The 19,409-nt window shown below is 61.6% G+C and carries 19 protein-coding genes; 16 read left to right on the top strand and 3 right to left on the bottom strand.

Annotated elements, in window-relative coordinates; translation table 11 throughout:
- Positions 1–143: 143 nt before the first annotated feature.
- Together ACPJXG_RS09290 and ACPJXG_RS09295 are read left to right on the top strand one after the other, a co-directional pair.
- On the top strand, positions 144–3,260 hold the full coding sequence (locus ACPJXG_RS09290) for an EAL domain-containing protein (protein ID WP_425254037.1): 3,117 nt from the start codon (positions 144–146) through the stop codon (positions 3,258–3,260).
- Positions 3,261–3,277: 17 nt separating this feature from the next.
- On the top strand, positions 3,278–5,551 hold the full coding sequence (locus ACPJXG_RS09295) for a molybdopterin cofactor-binding domain-containing protein (RefSeq protein WP_425254038.1): 2,274 nt from the start codon (positions 3,278–3,280) through the stop codon (positions 5,549–5,551).
- Between the two features lie 3 nt (positions 5,552–5,554).
- On the opposite strand, the gene ACPJXG_RS09300 is transcribed toward ACPJXG_RS09295, so the two are convergent.
- Positions 5,555–5,986, bottom strand: coding sequence for a thioredoxin family protein (locus ACPJXG_RS09300; RefSeq protein ID WP_425254039.1), 432 nt, complete (start codon positions 5,984–5,986; stop codon positions 5,555–5,557).
- A 278-nt stretch (positions 5,987–6,264) separates the two neighbouring features.
- Here ACPJXG_RS09300 and ACPJXG_RS09305 point away from each other — a divergent pair, with 278 nt between their 5' ends.
- The gene (locus ACPJXG_RS09305) at positions 6,265–7,182 is read left to right on the top strand and encodes a 23S rRNA (adenine(2030)-N(6))-methyltransferase RlmJ (RefSeq protein ID WP_034749665.1); all 918 of its coding nucleotides are present in this window, start codon (positions 6,265–6,267) and stop codon (positions 7,180–7,182) included.
- Between the two features lie 76 nt (positions 7,183–7,258).
- On the opposite strand, the gene ACPJXG_RS09310 is transcribed toward ACPJXG_RS09305, so the two are convergent.
- Together ACPJXG_RS09310 and ACPJXG_RS09315 are read right to left on the bottom strand one after the other, a co-directional pair.
- Positions 7,259–8,008, bottom strand: coding sequence for an SAM-dependent methyltransferase (locus tag ACPJXG_RS09310; protein ID WP_425254040.1), 750 nt, complete (start codon positions 8,006–8,008; stop codon positions 7,259–7,261).
- Positions 8,009–8,026: 18 nt separating this feature from the next.
- The gene (locus ACPJXG_RS09315) at positions 8,027–8,635 is read right to left on the bottom strand and encodes a Maf-like protein (RefSeq protein ID WP_425254041.1); all 609 of its coding nucleotides are present in this window, start codon (positions 8,633–8,635) and stop codon (positions 8,027–8,029) included.
- 221 nt (positions 8,636–8,856) lie between these two features.
- Here ACPJXG_RS09315 and ACPJXG_RS09320 point away from each other — a divergent pair, with 221 nt between their 5' ends.
- The 13 genes from ACPJXG_RS09320 (at position 8,857) to ACPJXG_RS09380 (ending at position 19,314) form a co-directional block, all read left to right on the top strand.
- Entirely contained in the window at positions 8,857–9,354 is a 498-nt protein-coding gene (locus tag ACPJXG_RS09320; RefSeq protein WP_034779242.1) for a YceD family protein, read from the top strand.
- Between the two features lie 202 nt (positions 9,355–9,556).
- A complete protein-coding gene (rpmF, locus tag ACPJXG_RS09325) occupies positions 9,557–9,739 on the top strand; it encodes a 50S ribosomal protein L32 (protein WP_034749653.1) in 183 nt (60 codons plus the stop codon).
- A gap of 210 nt (positions 9,740–9,949) precedes the next feature.
- Positions 9,950–11,017: a phosphate acyltransferase PlsX gene (gene plsX, locus ACPJXG_RS09330; protein WP_076566622.1), complete on the top strand. Its 1,068-nt coding sequence runs from the start codon at positions 9,950–9,952 to the stop codon at positions 11,015–11,017.
- Positions 11,018–11,032: 15 nt separating this feature from the next.
- Entirely contained in the window at positions 11,033–12,031 is a 999-nt protein-coding gene (locus ACPJXG_RS09335) for a beta-ketoacyl-ACP synthase III (protein WP_425254042.1), read from the top strand.
- Between the two features lie 94 nt (positions 12,032–12,125).
- Positions 12,126–13,067, top strand: a complete 942-nt coding sequence (gene fabD / locus ACPJXG_RS09340) for an ACP S-malonyltransferase (protein WP_425254043.1) — start codon at positions 12,126–12,128, stop codon at positions 13,065–13,067.
- Between the two features lie 53 nt (positions 13,068–13,120).
- Positions 13,121–13,864, top strand: coding sequence for a 3-oxoacyl-ACP reductase FabG (gene fabG, locus ACPJXG_RS09345; protein WP_035820245.1), 744 nt, complete (start codon positions 13,121–13,123; stop codon positions 13,862–13,864).
- 178 nt (positions 13,865–14,042) lie between these two features.
- Positions 14,043–14,282, top strand: coding sequence for an acyl carrier protein (gene acpP / locus ACPJXG_RS09350; RefSeq protein ID WP_008449912.1), 240 nt, complete (start codon positions 14,043–14,045; stop codon positions 14,280–14,282).
- Positions 14,283–14,311: 29 nt separating this feature from the next.
- Entirely contained in the window at positions 14,312–15,562 is a 1,251-nt protein-coding gene (gene fabF, locus ACPJXG_RS09355) for a beta-ketoacyl-ACP synthase II (protein ID WP_035820244.1), read from the top strand.
- A gap of 136 nt (positions 15,563–15,698) precedes the next feature.
- Positions 15,699–16,202: a hypothetical protein gene (locus ACPJXG_RS09360; RefSeq protein WP_425254044.1), complete on the top strand. Its 504-nt coding sequence runs from the start codon at positions 15,699–15,701 to the stop codon at positions 16,200–16,202.
- A gap of 66 nt (positions 16,203–16,268) precedes the next feature.
- The gene (rpoE, locus tag ACPJXG_RS09365) at positions 16,269–16,892 is read left to right on the top strand and encodes an RNA polymerase sigma factor RpoE (RefSeq protein ID WP_035820241.1); all 624 of its coding nucleotides are present in this window, start codon (positions 16,269–16,271) and stop codon (positions 16,890–16,892) included.
- Between the two features lie 72 nt (positions 16,893–16,964).
- Entirely contained in the window at positions 16,965–17,270 is a 306-nt protein-coding gene (locus tag ACPJXG_RS09370) for an RseA family anti-sigma factor (RefSeq protein WP_425254045.1), read from the top strand.
- Positions 17,271–17,507: 237 nt separating this feature from the next.
- Positions 17,508–19,010, top strand: coding sequence for a DegQ family serine endoprotease (locus ACPJXG_RS09375; RefSeq protein ID WP_402718816.1), 1,503 nt, complete (start codon positions 17,508–17,510; stop codon positions 19,008–19,010).
- A 58-nt stretch (positions 19,011–19,068) separates the two neighbouring features.
- Positions 19,069–19,314 (top strand): glutaredoxin family protein, encoded by a 246-nt coding sequence (locus ACPJXG_RS09380; RefSeq protein ID WP_035820236.1) that lies wholly within the window; start codon positions 19,069–19,071, stop codon positions 19,312–19,314.
- Positions 19,315–19,409 lie beyond the last annotated feature (95 nt).

Genomic DNA, 19,409 nt, shown 5'->3' on the forward strand with positions numbered 1-19,409 from the left:
ACACCGCTGGCGTGTGTTTATTGGTGACTTTCCCCGCTTTTTGCATGCATAATTGCTCCTCATAAAGTTTCTTCCCGCCTGACCACCCGATTCCCCTGTAAAGTCAATGATCGCCCGCCTGATCCCTGTTGCCCTGTTGCCGCATGTTTAATTCACCTTACCAGCGCCTGCGCGCCAGCCTGCGCGTGCTGTACGGCTCGTCGATCTATGGCGCCTTGCTGCTGGTGGTATTTGGCGGCCTCGTCGTGCCCGCCACCTTCGGCAGCTATGTGCTGGTCGGCGTGCATGAGCGCCAGTCGGCGCGCACCAGCCTGAACGAAGCCTTGCAGCGCAATGCCGACATCCTGGCGCTGGGCATGCAGGAGTCGCTGTGGAACATGAATGCGGAATCGGCCCACTCGCTGGTCGAGTCGGTGATGCGCGACCGCTCCGTGCTGCTGGTGAAAGTGCTGGGGCAGGGCGACACGGAATTCATCAGCCTGCAGGCGCCGCAGCGGCCCGTGGGCAATCTGTACCGCGCCGAGCGCGACATCCTCGTGCGCGGCGAACGCATCGGCCACGTCGTCGTCGAGATGGACGATGCGCGCAGCCAGCAGGAGCTGCGCGAAAAGCAGATGTCGTATATTTTCGTGCTGGGTGCGCAGCTGGCCGTGTCGATGGCGCTGATCGTGCTGTTCCTGAACCGCCGTCTGTTGAAGCCGCTGCGCCGCCTGACGCGCTTTTCCGACCGCCTGTCGCACGGCGATTTCGACACGCCGCTGGCCTCGCACAGCAATGACGAGTTGGGTCGCCTGACGGCCCAGCTTGAGCAAATGCGCGCGGCCATCGGCCAGCTGTTCGAGGATGTGGGCCAGCGCGAGGAACGTTTCCGCACCATCGTCACGCAGGTGCCGGGCGCCGTCTTCCGCTACCGTCCCGACGGCCCCATCGATTTCGTCAGCGACGCCATCGAAGACATTTCCGGCTATTCGGCGCGCCAGTTCATGCGCGGCACCACGCATGCCTGGGCCGACCTGATCTGCCCGGAAGACCGCCGCGAGCACCGCCGCGCCGTGCGCCAGGCGGTGCTTGATGTGCGGCCGTATGCGCTGGAATACCGCATCATCGATGCCTTCGGCATCGAACGCTGGGTGGCCGAGAATGGCCAGCCGCAGGCGGGCGAACAGGGCGTCACCTGGGTCGATGGCATCATCGCCGACATCAGCCAGCGCAAGCACCACGAGATGCGCATCGAAGCGCTGCTGACCGAGCAGAGCGCGATTCTCGACAACGTGATGTTCGGCGTGATGTTCGTGCGCCACCGCCGCATCATTTCCGTCAACCGCCGCTGCGAGGAACTGTTCGGCTATGACCATGCCGAGATGACGGGCAGTTCGACGGCCATCGTGTTCATGACCTCGTATGACTTCGAAGAGGCGGGCGAGCGCCAGTATCCGGCGCTGGCCATGGGCGGCGACTTCAGCGAGGAGCGCCAGTACCAGCGCCGCGACGGCAGCCTGTTCTGGGCGCTGGTCAGCGGCTGCGCGCTCGATCCGCTGCGCCCCAATGAAGGCAGTATCTGGGTGTATGCGGACATCACGGCGCGCAAGGAAGCCGAGGAAAAACTGCGTTTGTCGGCCACCGTGCTCGAACATATCGCCGACGGCGTGATGGTGGTCGATGCCGGCGGCATCATCGTCACCGTCAACCCCGCCTTCACGCAAATCACCGGCTATACCGAGGCCGAAGCGGTGGGCCAGCACTCGTCGCTGACACGCTCGGCGCGCCATGACTCGGCATTCTACGAGGCCATGTGGAACGAGCTGAAAACCAGCGGTTTCTGGCGCGGCGAAATCTGGCACCAGCGCAAGAATGGCGAACTGTACCTGGAATGGCTGACCATCAGCGCCGTGCGCGACGCGCGCGCCGGCACCACGCATTACGTGGGCGTGTTCAGCGACATCACGCTGATCAAGGAGTCGCAGGAAAAGCTCGACCACATGGCCCACCACGATCCGCTGACGGCGCTGCCGAACCGCCTGCTGTTCCACGACCGCCTGCAGCACGCGCTGCTGCGCGCCGCGCGCGACCAGGAGCAGCTGGCCGTGCTGTTCATCGACCTGGACCGCTTCAAGAATGTCAACGACACCCTGGGCCACCATGTGGGCGACGAATTGCTGCAAAAGGTGGCGGGCCAGCTGGCGGCCCGCCTGCGCGAAGGAGATACGCTGGCGCGTCTGGGCGGCGACGAGTTCATCGTCCTGCTCGAACGCGTCGACGGCGAGTATGGCGCGACGCAGGTGGCGGAAAAGCTGATGACCATGTTCGACCAGCCGTTCACGGTGGCCGATCACGAACTGTTCGTCACCTGCAGCGTGGGCATCAGCCTGTATCCGGATGATGCGCTGGACTTGAACATGTTGATCCGCAATGCCGACGTGGCCATGTACCAGGCCAAGGCGCGCGGGCGCAACGGCTACCGCTTCTATGCGCCGTCGATGACGGGCGAGGGCGTCGAGCGCCTGCGCCTGGAAACCTTTTTGCGCCGCTCGATCGAGAAGAACGAGATGTTCCTCAATTACCAGCCGCAGGTGGAAATCGACACGGGCCGGCTGGTCGGCGTCGAGGCGCTGGTGCGCTGGAACCATCCCGAACTGGGCCTGGTGCCGCCGGCGCGCTTCATTCCGCTGGCCGAGGACAGCGGTTTCATCAACCAGCTGGGCAAATGGGTGCTCGACGAGGCGTGCCGCCAGATGATGCGCTGGCAGGCGCAGGGCTTGCACGTGCCGAAGATGGCCGTGAATTTATCGGTAAAACAGTTCGAGCGGGGCAGCATCGCCGGCATGGTGGCCGACATTCTGAAAGAAACGGGGCTGGAACCCCAGCGGCTGCAACTGGAAGTGACGGAGTCCGTCATCATGAACACGGGCGACGCGCTCGGTTTCATCAACGACTTGCACGCCATCGGCGTGGGCCTGGCCATCGACGATTTCGGCACCGGCTATTCCTCGCTCGCGTATCTGAAACAGCTGCCTGTGCAAACCCTGAAGATCGACCGTTCCTTCATCAAGGATATCTCGACCGACGTCAATGATGAAGCGATTGCGATTGCCATCATCCAGTTGGGCAAGAGCATGCAATTGTCCGTGATCGCCGAAGGCGTGGAGACGGAAGAGCAGGCCGCTTTCCTGCTGCGCCATGGCTGCAAGCTGGCGCAAGGTTATTTTTATAGCCGTCCGGTGCTGGCACAGGATATGCTGGAGCGCTGGATCGATCACTAACTAATAAAGGGTATCCCATGGCCGCAGAAAAAAACACCTCGCGCCGCCGTTTCCTGCTCGGCGGTCTGGGGCTCGGCGTGGCCGGCGTGGGCGCCCTGGTGCTGGGCTGGGGCGTGCTGCCGCCGCGCCAGCGCCTGCATGGCAGCGCGCCGCTGCCGGTGACTGATGGCGCCGTGGCGCTCAATGGCTGGCTGGCCGTTCAAACCGACGGCAGCGTCATTCTGGCCATGCCGCGCAGCGAGATGGGGCAGGGCGTGCACACGGCCTTGCCGATGCTGGTGGCCGAGGAACTCGACGTGCCGCTGGCCAGCGTCAAGCTGATCCAGGCGCCCATGGATAAAATCTTCGGCAATGTGGCCATGCTCCAGGATGGCCTGCCATTCCACCCGGACGACCACGGACGCGTCAAAGCGCTGGCCCAGTGGACGGTCGCCAAGGCGGCGCGCGAACTGGGCGTGATCGTCACGGGCGGTTCGTCAAGCGTGAAGGATGGCTGGGGCCCCATGCGCGAGGCGGGCGCGTCGGCCCGCGCCATGCTGGTGGGGGCCGCTGCCGCGCTGTGGCAGGTGCCGGCCGCGCAATGCCGCACGGAAAATGGCGAAGTGCTGCACCCGGACGGCCGGCGCGCCAGCTACGCCAGCCTGGCGCAGCGCGCCGCCGGCATAGCCCCAGGTACGCCCGTGCTGAAGTCGCCCAAGGATTTCAAACTGATCGGCCAGCCGGCGCCGCGCCGCGACACGCCATCGAAAGTCAATGGCAGCGCGCGTTTCGGCATCGATGCGCGCCCGCCCGGCATGCTGTACGCGGCCCTGCATCTGCCGCCGCGCCTGGGCGATACCCTGTCCGCCTTCGACGCGGCGCCGGTGCTGGCCATGCCCGGCGTGAAAAAGGTGCTGGACCTGACGCCGCAGCTGGCCCAGCGCAGCGTCTCGTGCGCCGCCGTGGTGGCCAACACCTGGTGGCGCGCCAAGCAGGCGGCCGCCGCCTTGCCGACGCAATGGAAGGCTGGCCCGCAGGCGAATTTGTCCAGCGCCGGGGTGTATGCGGAGTTTGCCCGCCTGCTCGATAGTGAAGCCGGTTATGCCTACCACGCCAGCGGCGAGGTGGAAAGTAAAGCCGTGCAGGGCATGCGCCAGGTCAGCGCCGAGTACCGCGCGCCGTTCCTCGCGCACGCCGCCATGGAACCCGTCAACTGCACCGCGCAGGTGAAAAATGGCAAGGTGATGCTGTGGGTCTCGACGCAGGCGCTAGGCATCGCCGTCGATGTGGCGGCGAAAGTGGCCGGCGTCGACGCGAAGGACGTCAGCATCGAGGTGCTGCTGCTCGGTGGTGGTTTCGGCCGCCGCCTGGAAGTGGACATGATCGCGCAAGCCGTCGCTATCGCGCTGCAGTGCGGCGGCGCGCCGGTGCAGCTGGTGTGGACGCGCGAACAGGATACCAGGCACGATATGTACCGTCCCGCCGCGCTGGCCCGCTTTGCGGCCCGCCTCGACGAGCATGGCCGCATCGCTTCTTGGGACAATAAATCCGTCAGCGGCTCCATCACGCACCAGTTTTTGCAGCGCAATTTCGGCTTGCCCGGTGCGGGCCCGGACAAGACCACGGCCGAAGGCGAATTCGACATGCCGTATGAAATCGCCAACCAGCGCATCGCCCACGTGATCGCCGACAGCCCCGTGCCGATCGGCTACTGGCGCTCGGTGGGCCACTCGCACAACGCGTTCTTCAAGGAAAGCTTTATCGACGAACTGGCGCACGCGGCGGGACAAGACGGCATCGCCTTCCGCCGCGCCATGCTGGTGAAGCATCCGCGCCATTTGGCCGTGCTCGACGCGGCCGTTGCCAGGGCAGGCACTCCGCCGCCCGGCCATGCGCATGGCGTGGCCTTGCACCAGTCGTTCGGCAGCATCGTTGCGCAAGTGGCGCAGGTGTCGGTGGAAAACGGCGAAATCCGCGTGCAGCGCGTGGTGTGCGCCATCGATTGCGGCATCGCCGTCAATCCGAACATCATCGCCCAGCAGATGGAATCGGCCGTGCTGTTCGGCCTGTCGGCGGCGCTGGGCGGCGAGATCACCTTCAAGGAGGGCAAAGTCGAGCAGAGCAATTTCCACGACTATCCCGTGCTGCGCATGGGGCAAACGCCCGATGTGGAAACCATCATCATCGCCAGCGCGGAACACCCGGAAGGCGTGGGCGAACCCGGTACGCCGCCGATTGCGCCGGCCGTGGCCAACGCCGTGTTCAGTTTGACGGGGAAAAGGCTGCGCAGCCTGCCGCTGCGGCTGGCGTGACTTTTACTCTGCCAGGGTGGCGGCCAGTAAATGACGCAGATTGCAGTCGCGTTGCCAGTCGCGCCGTTCCTGCGTGCTGCCGGCCAGCGCCGCCAGTTCCTCGGCGCTGAGCGCCTGCTGCGCCTGCACCATGCGGTGCGCCAGGCCGCCGTCGGGCAGCACGGTGCCGAAGAAGGCCACGTTGTCCTCGCGCTGTATCAGCAGGGTGGGGAAGTTGTCGATGTCGAGGTCGCCCACCACGTCGGCCTGGTCTTCGATGTCGATCCAGACGAAGACGGTGTCCGGGTGGCGCGCGGCCAGTTCCTCGAACGTGGCGCGGTAGCTGCCGCAAGTGCCGCACCACAGCGCGCACAGGCAGGCCACCGTCCAGCGCGTGCCGGCCAGGGCTGTGGCGACGTCGGCGCGGTTGTCGGTCGTGAGGGTCAGACTGTGCATGGTCGTATCTATATAGTAGGGCGGATGGGCGCCGGGCGCCCGATGCGCGTATTCTACCGCGCCCGGCGACGCCAGTCCTGGTAATGCATGAGCTTGTTTAGCCGTGTTTTTTGATGCAATCGACCTTTCTGGTGGATAATGCTGGTAATTGCGCGCTGATTACGCTGGTCCATGCTGTTTCCTGGCCCCGCAGCCTGACCCCTCCAGTCTGTTTTCATGCCCTGCCCGGTGTCAGCGCTCCCGCCTTTATTTATTTTTATTATGGAATTAGCCAGCTTATGTTGAGTTACCGCCACGCCTTTCACGCGGGTAATCACGCCGATGTGTTGAAGCATTATGTGCAGATTCAGTTGTTGCAATATCTGAATCAAAAAGATACCGCCTATAGTTATATCGATACCCACTCCGGCGCGGGCGTGTATGCGCTCGACGGCGGTTATGCCTCGAAAAACGCCGAGTACGAAACGGGCATCGCGCCCCTGTGGGACCGCACGGACCTGCCGGCCTCGCTGGCCGAGTACATGAAGCTGATCAAGGAAATGAATCCGAGCGGCAAGATGCGCTACTACCCGGGTTCGCCGTACTGCGCCGACAAGGTCAGCCGCGAGCAAGACCGTCTGCGCCTGTTCGAGCTGCATCCAGCCGATGCCAAGATTCTGGCCGACAACTTCCGCAAGGTCGAGGCGCATGCGCTGGCCCAGGGCGAGCGTCCGACCGTGCGCGGCAAGCGCGTGCTCATCACCAAGGCGGACGGCTTCCAGAGCCTGAAAGCCCTGCTGCCGCCGCCATCGCGCCGCGCGCTGGTGCTGATCGACCCGCCGTATGAAGACAAGATGGATTACCGCAAGGTCAAGGACACCCTGGCCGACGCCCTCGTGCGTTTCCCGTCCGGCATGTATGCCGTCTGGTACCCGGTGCTGCAGCGCATGGAATCGCGCCAGTTCGCCGACAAGCTCAAGCAATTGCCCAGCTCGGACTGGCTGCACGTGACCCTGACGGTCAACACCCCGTCACCGGACGGTTTCGGCTTGCACAGCAGCGGCATGTTCATCTTGAATCCGCCGTACACGCTGGAGCCGATGTTGCGCGAAGTCATGCCCTACCTGGTCAAAGTGTTGGGCCGCGACGATGGCGCGAAGTTTGTATTGGAAACGGGCAAGGGCGGACAGAAAAATACGGGCACAAGAAGAGTGTAGTCATACTCGGCTTGGTAGCGCCGCAATAAAAAACGCCACGATCATTCGATCGTGGCGTTTTTTTATGGTCGGGAGATTACTGTCCCAACAACAGGAACACAGTCGGTTTCTTGTGGAAGTCCGGCGTCTTGCCGGCGGCTAATTGTTTTTTCCACTGGCCGCCATTCCACGTCTGCACGCTTTCCGTGTCCAGGCTCAGGTCGGTGGCGACGCAGATCAGGGTGGACGGTGCGCATTGCGCCACCAGCGCTTCGAGCATGGCGGCGTTGCGGTACGGCGTTTCGATGAACAACTGGGTCTGCTTTTCATTGCGCGAGCGGCTTTCCAGTTCTTTGATGCGTTTGGCGCGCAGAGCCGCATCCGTAGGCAGGTAGCCGTTGAAGGCGAAACTCTGGCCGTTCAAGCCGCTGGCCATCACGGCCAGCAGGATCGACGACGGGCCCACCAGCGGACGCACTTTGATGCCGTGCTGATGCGCCAGGCGCACGAGGTCGGCGCCCGGGTCGGCCACGGCGGGCACGCCCGCTTCCGACACGAGGCCCGCATCGCGTCCCGCCAGCAGGGGCGCCAGCAAGCCGGCCAGCGCTTGCGCGGGGGTATTCACGTTGAGTTCGGAAATCGTGATTTCCTGCAGCGGCTTGGCCAGCGGATGCTGGTTGCCGATCAATTTCAGAAAGGCGCGCGCCGTTTTGGCGTTTTCCGCAACGAAATAATCGAGCTGCGACGTGATCTGCCGTACTTGCTCTGGAATGATGTGGGCCAGCGGGTCGCTTGCGCCGTCGGACAGGCCGAGGTGGTTGGGAATCAGGTACAGGGTGCCGGTCATATTGTTATTGTCGATACATTAAAGAGTGAAAAACGTGACGCCAGCCTTGCGCAGCATGCCGGTGAGGGCGATCAGCGGCAAGCCGGTCAGGGCGGTCGGGTCGGTGGTGGCGATGCGTTCGAGCAGGGCGATGCCCAGGCCTTCGTTCTTGGCGCTGCCGGCGCAGTCGTATGGTTGCTCGATGCGCAGGTAGGCGTCTAGCTCGGCATCGGGCAAGTCGCGCACGGTGACGAGGGTCTGGACGTCTTCCACTTGCGCCACGGGAGGATTCTGGCGGCCGTCGAGCAGGCACAGTGCCGTGTGGAACACGGTCTGGCGCCCGCGCATGGTTTGCAGTTGCAGCAAGGCATACGCATGGTTGCCGGGCTTGCCGATCTGCGCGCCGTCCAGGGTGGCGACCTGGTCGGAGCCGATGACGAGGCTGCCGGGGTAGCGGTCGAGCACTGCTTGCGCCTTGGCCTGGGCCAGGCGCAGGGCCGTGGCGCTGGGGCTTTCACCGGGCAGGGGGCTTTCGTCGAGATCGGGCACGGCCACCTCGAAAGGCAGGCGCAGGCGTTCCAGCAATTCCTTGCGGTAGGTCGAACTCGATGCAAGAATCAAGCGCAATGGGGCGGAAGTTGGTATCATTCGGTAGTGGATAGCGGCCGGCATGGCCGCGCTGGTCGATGTCAGTGGAATTTCACGTGGTTCCAGGGCGCAGAGCCCACAACGAGGCTCCATGCGGCATGACGGTGTTGATGAAGTTGTCATGTTGATGGCAATGATTGCGTCAAAAAAGATGCTTAGCCTTTGACTCCGTGCTAAAAACCCTGTTATTATCGCAGGTTTTCCGGGGAAATTTTCTACCAATGAATGCTTTTGTGATCGACGCCTTTGATTTTTGTCGTATCAGCGGGAGCCGCGAGGGTGTAACTCCTGTCGCTGAAATGACCCGGTTGACCAAGGATTGTGCAGATAGTTCCGGCGAGATCGCCTGGAAGATCGTCGGCGGCACCAGCAAGCTGGGCTACCCACAACTGACCTTGTCGGTCAACGGCACCGTTCAGCTGGTTTGCCAGCGCTGCCTGACTCCGTATGCTTACGCAATTGATTCGACGACCACTCTGATGCTGGGCAAGGATGACGAGCACGCGGACGAGATCGAAGAAATCATCAACGATGAATCGATCGACGTGATCGTCGGCAGCCGCAGCATGGATGCCGCGGCCCTGATCGAAGATGAAGCCTTGCTGGCCCTGCCGCAGGTACCCAAACACGATGTCTGCCCCGATACGGCGCAGCTCGATGCTCTCAAGACTGAAAAGAAGTCGCCGTTTGCGGCACTGAAAGACTTGAAGCCAGAATAAAGTAGTAAAGGGGTTTTCCCCATCAAGGAACGTGTCAAACGCGTGTTGTAATCGAGTATGGCAAGTGTAGTGAAATGTAATTGTAATAAACGATGTCGGTCCGGGCTATTTTCGGGTAGTCTTTGCCGCTGGGATACTCGATTCGCATGTATTTGCCAATCGATTGTGCTAAAATTTTAGAACTTATGTATTAGGAGTCATCATGGCAGTTCAACAGAACAAGAAAACCCCTTCCAAGCGCGGCATGCACCGTTCGCACGACTTCCTGGTCGCGCCGCAATTGAGCGTCGAGCCAGTTACCGGCGAAACACACATGCGTCACCATATCAGCCCTAACGGCTTCTATCGTGGCCGTAAAGTGTTGAAGACCAAAAACGACGAGTAATCGACGTTTTTGTTGGGTAAGATGAAAGCGGTGTTGCGTGGTTATTCGGCGTGGCGCCGCTTCTTCTTTTTTATCGGCTGCAATTCATCTTGCGCACCCGTCATTTTGAATCAAGCTTGCTCAGGCGGTGCATGACATGCTGCGCCCTGCATATGCTCCAGTCCGATTCACATCTTGCCGCACGCCCGCAGCGGTATTGAATCAACACAAATGACAATCAAAATTTCTATCGACTGCATGGGCGGAGATCACGGTCCCTCAGTCACTATCCCCGCAGCAATTTCCTTCGTAAAACATGAGCCTGAAGCCGAACTGATCCTTGTTGGATTGGAAGACGTGATCCGTGCCGAACTGAAAAAACATAAAGCCGACACGCATCCGCGCCTGTCGGTATTGCATGCCTCCGAACAAGTCACCATGGACGATCCCCTGGAAGTGGCCCTGCGCCGCAAGAAGGATTCCTCCATGCGCGTGGCCATCGAACAGGTCAAGAACGGCGTGGCGCAAGCCTCCGTTTCCGCCGGCAATACGGCAGCCCTGATGGCCGTGTCGCGCTACGTACTGAAAACCATGTCCGGCGTCGACCGTCCGGCCATCTGCAGCATCTTGCCGAATCAAAAGAACGGCCCGACCTACATGCTGGACCTGGGCGCGAACGTCGATTGCGAACCGCATCACTTGCACCAGTTCGCCATCATGGGTTCCGTGCTCGTGTCCGCCATGGAAGGTATCGAACGCCCGACGATCGGCTTGCTGAACGTGGGCACGGAAGATATCAAGGGCAATGAAGTGGTGAAACTCACTTCGAAGCTGCTGCAGGCCGACCACGAGCGTGGCGCGCTGAACTTCTACGGCAACGTGGAAGGCAACGATATCTTCAAGGGCACGACCGATATCGTCGTCTGCGACGGTTTTGTCGGCAATGTGACCCTGAAAGCCATCGAAGGCCTGGCGCGCTTCATGAAAGACGTGCTCACTTCCGAATTCAAGCGCAATCCGATTACCATGCTGGGCGCGCTGATCGCCCGCGGGGCCCTGAAAGCCATCGGCAACCGCCTGAATCCTTCGCGTTACAACGGCGCCAGCCTGCTGGGCTTGCGTGGTCTCGTCTTCAAGAGCCATGGCAGCGCCGATGCCTATTCGTTCGAATGGGCCTTGCGCCGCGCCTTTGATGCGGCAAAAAATGACGTGCAAGCACACCTGGCCAGCCTGATCGCCGAGCTGATGCCGCGCACGCCAGTACCGGACGAACCTACATCAACAAGCTCTACCATTTAGTGGACGGGTATTTGCATGACTGTTTTTAGCAAAACTTACAGCAAAATTATCGGTACCGGCAGCTACTTGCCGGAGAAGCGCGTCACCAACCAGGATTTGACCGAACAGCTCGCCGCCAAGGGCATCGAGACGTCGGATGAATGGATTGTGTCGCGCAGCGGCATTTCGGCGCGCCATTACGCGGCGCCAACGCAAAATTCTTCGGACCTGGGCGTGGAAGCGGCCAAAAAGGCTCTGGAAATGGCCGGTTTGAACGGCAACGACCTGGACCTGATCATCGTCGCCAGCTCGACCCCCGATTTCTTCGGCAGCTTCCCCAGCACCGCCTGCATCGTGCAAAACAAGCTGGGCATCACGAATAACTGCGCCGCCGTCGACGTGCAAGCCGTCTGCAGCGGTTTCGTGTATGCGGTGGCCACGGCCGACAGCTTCATCCAGTCGGGCATGCATAAAAACGTGCTGGTGATCGGCGCCGAAGTGTTTTCGCGCATTCTCAATTTCGAAGACCGCGGCACTTGCGTGCTGTTCGGCGACGGCGCCGGCGCCATCGTCATGACGGCGTCAAAAGAGCCGGGCATCCTGGCCACCAAGCTGCACGCGGATGGCCGCCACTCGAACATCCTCAGCGTTCCCGGCAGCCTGGCTGGCGGCGCGCTGGACGGCAGCGCCTTCCTCTATATGGATGGCCCGGCCGTGTTCAAGCTGGCCGTGTCCGTGCTGGAGAAAGTTGCGCACGAAGCCCTGGAGCACGCCAACATGACGTCGGACCAGATCGACTGGCTGATCCCGCACCAGGCGAACATCCGCATCATGAACAGTACGGCCAAGAAACTCGGCTTGCCGTTGGAAAAGATGGTCGTCACCGTCGACCAGCATGGCAACACCTCGGCCGCCTCGATCCCGCTGGCGCTCGACATCGCCGTGCGCGATGGCAGAGTCAAGAAGGGTGACAATGTCATGATGGAAGGCGTGGGCGGCGGCTTTACCTGGGGCGCTGTGCTGGCAAAGATGTGATGGCCGAAGGCTGATTTCGGGGTCCGACCCGGCGGGTCGTACCCCAGCAGTTGCATTTGGTTCTCTGAATAAATAGTAAAAAAACGGAGTCGACATGACACAATTTGCATTTGTTTTCCCAGGCCAAGGCTCGCAAGCGATTGCGATGCTCGACGGTTTCGCCGGCAACCCTGTGGTGGCGCAGACCGTCGCCGAAGCGTCGGACGCCCTGCAATTCGACCTGGGCAAGCTGATCGCCGATGGTCCGAAGGAAGAGCTGGATCTGACCACCAACACGCAACCGGTGATGCTGACGGCGGCCGTGGCCTTCTATCGCGCCTGGCTGGCGGCTGGCGGCCCCGTGCCGACGGTCGTGGCCGGTCACAGTCTCGGTGAATATTCGGCGCTGGTCGCCGCCGGCGTCATCTCGTTCAAGGACGCCGTGCCGCTCGTGCGTTTCCGCGCGCAAGCGATGCAGGAAGCCGTGCCGGTGGGGCAGGGCACGATGGCTGTCGTGCTGGGCCTGTCGGACGACGACGTGCGCGCCGCCTGTACGGAAGCGGCGGCGGAAAACCCGGCCCTGGTGGTCGAGCCCGTCAATTTCAATGCGCCAGCGCAAGTCGTCATCGCTGGCCATACGGCCGCCGTCGAGCGCGCCTGCGAACTGGCCAAGGCCAAGGGCGCCAAGCGCGCCATGAAGCTGCCCGTCTCCGCGCCATTCCACTCGTCGCTGCTGAAGCCGGCATCGGACCGCTTGCGCGAGTACATGGCCGGCTTGACGTTCTCGGCGCCGCAAATCGCCCTGATCAACAACGTCGATGTGGCCATCGTCAACGACGTGGCCGGCATCAAGGATGCGCTCGTGCGCCAGGCGGCCAGCCCCGTGCGCTGGGTGGAAACCATGCAAAAAGTGGCAGCGGACGGCATCACGCAAGTGATCGAATGCGGTCCGGGCAAGGTCCTGATGGGCCTGGCCAAGCGCATCGATCCGGTGCTGGTGGGCGACGCCATCGTCGACCAGGCATCGCTGGAACGCATTTTGACGCAGCTCAAGTAAACAGCAGACGGCAGTGCAGCTGTGGCTGCCGTCAGCCATCTTTAAGGATACTCATGAATTTAGCAAATCAAGTCGTGCTGGTCACGGGCGCCTCGCGCGGCATCGGCCGCGCCATCGCCACCGAACTGGGCAAGCAGGGCGCCACCGTGGTTGGCACCGCCACCTCGGAAAGCGGCGCGCAAGCCATCACCGATTACCTGGCCGCCGAAGGCGTGGCGGGCAAGGGGCTGGTCCTGAACGTGACCGATGCGGCGCGCTGCGCGGCCGTCGTCGATGAAGTGCAGAAAACCTACGGCAGCCTGTCGATCCTGGTCAACAATGCGGGCATCACGCAAGACCAGCTGGCCATGCGCATGAAGGATGAAGAGTGGGACAGCGTCATTTCCACGAACCTGTCGGCCGTCGGCCGTTTGTCGCGGGCGGTACTGCGCGGCATGATGAAAGCCAAAACTGGGCGTATCATTAATATCACGTCGGTGGTGGCGTCGTCGGGCAATCCGGGGCAAATGAATTACGCGGCGGCCAAGGCTGGCGTGGAAGGCATGAGCCGCGCCCTGGCGCGCGAAATCGGCAGCCGCAACATTACCGTGAACTGCATCGCGCCGGGCTTCATCGATACCGACATGACCAAGGCCCTGAGCGAAGAGCAGCACGCGGCCCTGTTGACGCAAATTCCCCTGTCCCGCCTGGGCAAACCGGAAGACGTGGCGGCGGCGGTGGCCTTTCTGGCTTCGCCGCAAGCGGCATATATCACGGGCACGACCCTGCACGTGAACGGTGGAATGTACATGAATTGATGTGAAAGGTAGACGGGACGGGCGTTTGTGGCATGATTCAACGGTCGTTTTTGTCTATAATCGCATCTTTTAGCAGCAGCTTCGGTCGAATTAGCAGCAGACACCGAAATTAGTATTCGGACGCGCAAACCTGATAAAATGCGCGCACTTTCCGTAACACACACTTTGGAGCCATAACATGTCGGATATCGAACAACGCGTTAAGAAAATCGTCGCTGAGCAACTGGGCGTTGCAGAAGCAGACATCAAAATCGAATCCTCCTTCGTCGACGATCTCGGCGCCGATTCCCTGGACACCGTGGAACTGGTCATGGCCCTGGAAGACGAATTCGAAATGGAAATCCCTGACGAACAAGCTGAAAAAATCACCACCGTGCAACAGGCGATCGACTACGCCACCGCACACGTCAAGGCCTAAGCCTGTCTGACCGACTTCAGGAGAATCGCTTGAGCCGTTCTAAAAACCGTCGTGTTGTTGTCACCGGCCTGGGCTGCGTTTCACCTGTCGGCAATACTATTGCCGAGGCGTGGGGCGCAATCGTTGAAGGTAAATCCGGCATTGCCACGATTACCAAGTTTGATGCACAGCCATTCACCACGCATTTTGCCGGTGAAGTCAAAGGTTTCAATATCGAAGAGTACATCTCCGGTAAGGAAGCCCGCCATATGGATACCTTTATCCATTACGGCATGGCTGCGGGCATCCAGGCGATCCAGGACTCCGGTCTGGAAGTCACCGAAGAAAACGCCGAGCGCATCGGCGTGATCATCGGTTCCGGTATCGGTGGCTTGCCGCTGATCGAAGACACCAAGTCCGAGTACGAAAAGCGCGGTCCGCGCCGTATCTCGCCATTTTTCGTGCCTGCCTCGATCATTAACATGATCTCTGGCAACCTTTCGATCAAATATGGTCTGAAGGGCCCGAACCTGGCGATCGTTACAGCGTGTACCACCGGTCTGCACAGCATCGGTGCCGCAGCGCGCATGATCGAGTACGGCGATGCCGACGTCATGATCGCCGGCGGTGCTGAATCGACCGTGTCGCCACTGGGCCTGGGCGGTTTCGCTTCGGCGCGTGCCTTGTCGACCCGCAACGACGATCCGGCAACGGCATCGCGTCCGTGGGACGCCGACCGCGACGGCTTCGTGCTGGGCGAGGGTGCTGGCGTCATGGTGCTGGAAGAGTACGAGCACGCGGTGGCCCGTGGTGCCAAGATCTATGCCGAAGTGCATGGTTTCGGGATGAGCGCAGATGCTTATCACATGACCTCGCCGCTGGAAGACGGTAGCGGCGGCAGCAAATCGGTGATCGCGGCCCTCGACAACGCAGGCTTGAACCCGGATCAGATTCAATACCTGAACGCGCACGGCACATCGACCCCGCAAGGCGACGTGGCGGAAGTGATGGGCATCAAGCGCACCTTCGGTGATCACGCCAAGCATATTGTCGTCAACTCGACCAAGTCGATGACGGGCCATTTGCTGGGCGGCGCGGGCGGTCTGGAAGCGGTATTTACGGTCCTGGCATTGCACCATCAGGTGTCGCCACCGACCATCAATATCTTCAACCAGGATCCGGCGTGCGATCTCGATTTCTGTGCCAACACGGCGCGTGATATGAAGATCGATTATGCAGTGAAGAATTCGTTCGGCTTCGGCGGAACGAATGGCACGCTGATTTTCGGTAAAGCGAAATAAGCAGGAACTTTCAAGCGCTCGCTACGGTCAAATCGTAGTGAGCGCTGATTCGGCGCCAACGTTCGTTGGCGCCTGAATTTGCCCGGCATGTTGCCGGCGCGCCTTTTTTTTCCCATGAAGTATGTCGATCGCGGTAGTGGCTGTCATTCGCACGCCTGTCTGTTTGCGCCTGTTGCAAGCGGTGCTGGGGCTGTGCGCCTTGCTGGCTGTCTGGCCATTGAGTGGTGTCTGGCGCAGCCTGCCCGCGCCTGGCCAACTGGTGGGTGGCTATGCGCTGGGCTTGTTTGCAGCCTTGCTGAGTGCGGCTGGCGGCGTGTTTTTGCTGGCCTTGCTGCGCTGGCGCAGAAAGCCGCAGGCGCTTGATATTTCGCCGGTTGGCCAGTTGCGGCTGGCGGTATATCTGGAGCATGGCGGGGTGCCTGGAAGCGGTGCTGCCGGGGTGACTGAGGCGGCTGAGGCGGCGCCGGGGCTGCGCCTGTTGCCGGGCTCGACCTTGTGGTCGTCGCTGCTGGTGCTGTGCCTGGCGGATGCCGCCGGGCGTCGCACGGAAGTGCTGGTACAGCGCGGCGGCAGTTGCGCCGCCTTCCGCCCGCTGGCCGTGGCTTGCCGGGCTATCGCGGCGCGGAACAGGGAAGAATAAAAGTGGGGCGAACACTGAACTTCTTGCAGCGGGCCAACTCTATATCCATACAGGCGCCCACGCTGCATGACTACAGGGACATTGGGCGTGAGGACAGAGCGCGAGTATGATCAGTTACTGGTCGAGCGGGTGCAGGCTGGCGACAAACGGGCATTCGATGTGCTGGTATCGAAATATCAGCGCCGCTTGATGCGCCTTGTGTCGCGGCTGGTGCATGACCCGGCGGAGGCCGAAGATGTGGTGCAGGAAACCTTTATCAAGGCATACCGGGCGCTGCGCCATTTTCGCGGCGAGGCCGCCTTTTATACCTGGCTGTATCGCATCGGCATCAATACGGCCAAGAATTATCTCGTCACGCAGGGGCGGCGCGCCGCCACATCCAGCGATGCCGACGCCGAACAGGCGGAGTCCTTCGATGATGGCAATAAATTGCGAGACAACAATACGCCCGAATCGGTGCTGGCCAGCAAGCAGATCGCGGCCACCGTCAATGCGGCCATGGATGTGCTGCCCATCGAGTTGCGCACGGCCATCGTGCTGCGCGAAATCGAGGGCCTGAGCTATGAAGAGATATCGGAAATCATGGCGTGCCCCATCGGCACCGTGCGCAGCCGGATTTTTCGTGCACGCGAAGTGATCGCGGAGAAATTGAAACCGTTGTTGGACATGCCGATTGACAAGCGCTGGTAATCTGGGGAGTATGAGGCTGGCATGGCTGCGTCCGGTTTCCGCACCGATCCTTTTGAAATGGCAGGACCCATCATGGATACGCATACACGATTGCACGAGACTATTTCCGCCCTGGCCGATGGCGAGCTGGCGGCGAGCGAACTCGAACTGGCTTTTGCCGCTCTCGATACGCCATCGGGGCGGCAGGCCTGGGATGCCTATCGCCATATCGGTGACGTGCTGCGCTCGGAGCAGTACTGCCATGCACTGAGCGCCCACTTCGATGCGCGCATGGCCAGCCGTCTGGCCGCGGAGCCGTCGCCTGAGGGGACAGCTCATGTGGAGCCGTTGCCGCCCCTCGTGCCGCCGGGCGTGGCCGAGCCGCTGGCGCAGCGCTAGCTGTCGCGTTTTCCATCTTATGCCAGGCTTAACATCCTCTTCGCCCCCTTGACACTGGCCTTCGGTACGATTGACACTGTGGGCAGGCAATATCTTGCTTTTGCGATATATTGTTGCTGCCATGCGCGTTGTCGGGTGGGTTTGCCCCTGGATTGCCGTCATGATGGCCAATCATGCGCGCAGGCAATCGCCTGATTCGCGTTTTGATCCGTTTATATATTCGAAAAGATCCTTTCCATGAAAAAAACCATGTGTGCCGCCAGCAAGTCGTTTTCAGTGAAGACGCTTTCCGCTTTATTGTTCGGTACGGCTGGCGTCTTCCTTGCTCCCACCATGCTGGGCCTGGCGCCACAGGCGCAGGCTGCCGTGCCCGCCATAAAACTGCCTGATTTCTCGGATCTGGTCGACGCCGTCGGCCCGGCCGTGGTGAATATCCGCACCACCGAGCGCTTGAAGATGGGCGCCGCCGGAGCTGGCGCGGGCGGCCAGGACGAGCAGGAAATGCAGGAATTCCTGCGCCGCTTCTTTGGCGGCGCCATGCCGACACCGCGCCAGCAGGCGCCACGCGGCGGCCGTCGCGCCGTGCCGCAGGAGCAGGAAGTGCAGCGCGGTGTGGGTTCCGGCTTCATCATTTCGGCCGATGGCTACGTGCTGAGCAATGCCCACGTGGTCGACGGCGCCGACGAGGTGTACGTGACCCTGACGGACAAGCGCGAATTCAAGGCCAAGGTGATCGGCGCCGATGCGCGCACCGACGTGGCCCTGCTGAAAATCGAAGGCGGCAACCTGCCGCGCCTGACCATTGGCGACTCGGACAAGATCCGCGTGGGCGAATGGGTCATCGCCATCGGCTCGCCGTTCAACCTGGAAAACACGGTGACGGCCGGCATCATTTCCGCCAAATCACGCGACACGGGCGACTACTTGCCTCTGATCCAGAGCGACGTGGCCGTCAATCCTGGCAACTCCGGTGGTCCCTTGATCAATATGCGCGGCGAAGTGATCGGCATCAATTCGCAGATCGCCACCTTGTCCGGCGCCTACAATGGCATTTCGTTTGCCGTGCCCATCGATGAAGCCATGCGCGTGGGCGAGCAGCTGAAAAAGACGGGCAAGGTCGTGCGCGGACGCATCGGCGTGCAGATCGGCGAAGTGAGCAAGGACGTGGCGGAATCGCTGGGCTTGCCGAACGCCAAGGGCGCGCAAGTATCGATGGTGGAACCGGGCGGCCCGGCCGACAAGGCGGGCATCAAGCCGGGCGACATCATCCTGAAATTCAACGGCGCCCAGATCGAGCGTTCATCCGACCTGCCGCGCCTGGTTGGCGGCGCCGCCGTCAACGGCAAATCCACGATCACCGTCTGGCGCAAGGGTGCGCAGCAGGATGTTCCCGTCACCGTCGTCGAGCTCGAAAGCGAGAAAACGGCGAAGAAGGGCGCCAAGGAGCCGGAAGCGCAAGCCGTCAATGCGCTGGGGCTGAAGGTCAGTGACGTGCCGGCCGCCAAGAAGCAGGAATTGAAGATCGACGCGGGCGTGCTGGTCGACGATGCCGATGGCGTGGCGGCCCAGGCCGGCCTGCAGCCTGGCGACGTGATCTTGCAGTTGAACAACGTTGCCGTGAAAGACGCCAAGCAGTTCAACGCCCTGGTCGCCAAGCTCGATCCGAAGAAGACGTCGGCCGTGCTGGTGCGCCGTGGCGACGTGGCGCAATTCGTTTCGCTGCGTCCGTCGGCGAAGTAAAATTTGGGGTCAGACCCGTCGGGTCTGACCCCAGCCTTCTTTTGCGCCGCCACAAAAAATGCACTTCACCCTCTATTCCCGCAGTTATTGCCACCTTTGCCAGGACATGCTCGACGCCTTGCTCCTGCTGCAGCCGCCCGGAAAACCGTTCACGGTGGACGTGATCGACATCGATGCGTCGCCCGACGCTTCGCTGCTGGCCCGTTTCGATGAGCTGGTGCCGGTGCTGTTTGGCGATCTGGCGCAGCCCGAGCTATGCCATTATTTCCTTGACGAAGCGGCCGTGCGCCGCCGCCTGGCGTAGCTTAAATGTCAATATTGACACTGCATTGCACCATTCTGGTGCCGAAAACCGCCGAAAATGTCGGCTTGCCCCCGTGCCGGCCTCATAAGACGGGC

Origin of the sequence: Janthinobacterium sp. NFX145 (genome assembly GCF_049810325.1) — a bacterium.
GTDB lineage: Bacteria > Pseudomonadota > Gammaproteobacteria > Burkholderiales > Burkholderiaceae_D > Janthinobacterium > Janthinobacterium rivuli.

Bases quoted from the DNA above. Each gene is read 5' to 3' on its own strand.
- ACPJXG_RS09290 (WP_425254037.1), top strand. From the start codon at position 144: ATGTTTAATTCACCTTACCAGCGCCTGCGCGCCAGCCTGCGCGTGCTG.
- ACPJXG_RS09295 (WP_425254038.1), top strand. From the start codon at position 3,278: ATGGCCGCAGAAAAAAACACCTCGCGCCGCCGTTTCCTGCTCGGCGGT.
- ACPJXG_RS09300 (WP_425254039.1), bottom strand. From the start codon at position 5,986: ATGCACAGTCTGACCCTCACGACCGACAACCGCGCCGACGTCGCCACA.
- ACPJXG_RS09305 (WP_034749665.1), top strand. From the start codon at position 6,265: ATGTTGAGTTACCGCCACGCCTTTCACGCGGGTAATCACGCCGATGTG.
- ACPJXG_RS09310 (WP_425254040.1), bottom strand. From the start codon at position 8,008: ATGACCGGCACCCTGTACCTGATTCCCAACCACCTCGGCCTGTCCGAC.
- ACPJXG_RS09315 (WP_425254041.1), bottom strand. From the start codon at position 8,635: ATGATACCAACTTCCGCCCCATTGCGCTTGATTCTTGCATCGAGTTCG.
- ACPJXG_RS09320 (WP_034779242.1), top strand. From the start codon at position 8,857: ATGAATGCTTTTGTGATCGACGCCTTTGATTTTTGTCGTATCAGCGGG.
- rpmF (WP_034749653.1), top strand. From the start codon at position 9,557: ATGGCAGTTCAACAGAACAAGAAAACCCCTTCCAAGCGCGGCATGCAC.
- plsX (WP_076566622.1), top strand. From the start codon at position 9,950: ATGACAATCAAAATTTCTATCGACTGCATGGGCGGAGATCACGGTCCC.
- ACPJXG_RS09335 (WP_425254042.1), top strand. From the start codon at position 11,033: ATGACTGTTTTTAGCAAAACTTACAGCAAAATTATCGGTACCGGCAGC.
- fabD (WP_425254043.1), top strand. From the start codon at position 12,126: ATGACACAATTTGCATTTGTTTTCCCAGGCCAAGGCTCGCAAGCGATT.
- fabG (WP_035820245.1), top strand. From the start codon at position 13,121: ATGAATTTAGCAAATCAAGTCGTGCTGGTCACGGGCGCCTCGCGCGGC.
- acpP (WP_008449912.1), top strand. From the start codon at position 14,043: ATGTCGGATATCGAACAACGCGTTAAGAAAATCGTCGCTGAGCAACTG.
- rpoE (WP_035820241.1), top strand. From the start codon at position 16,269: ATGACTACAGGGACATTGGGCGTGAGGACAGAGCGCGAGTATGATCAG.
- ACPJXG_RS09370 (WP_425254045.1), top strand. From the start codon at position 16,965: ATGGATACGCATACACGATTGCACGAGACTATTTCCGCCCTGGCCGAT.
- ACPJXG_RS09375 (WP_402718816.1), top strand. From the start codon at position 17,508: ATGAAAAAAACCATGTGTGCCGCCAGCAAGTCGTTTTCAGTGAAGACG.
- ACPJXG_RS09380 (WP_035820236.1), top strand. From the start codon at position 19,069: ATGCACTTCACCCTCTATTCCCGCAGTTATTGCCACCTTTGCCAGGAC.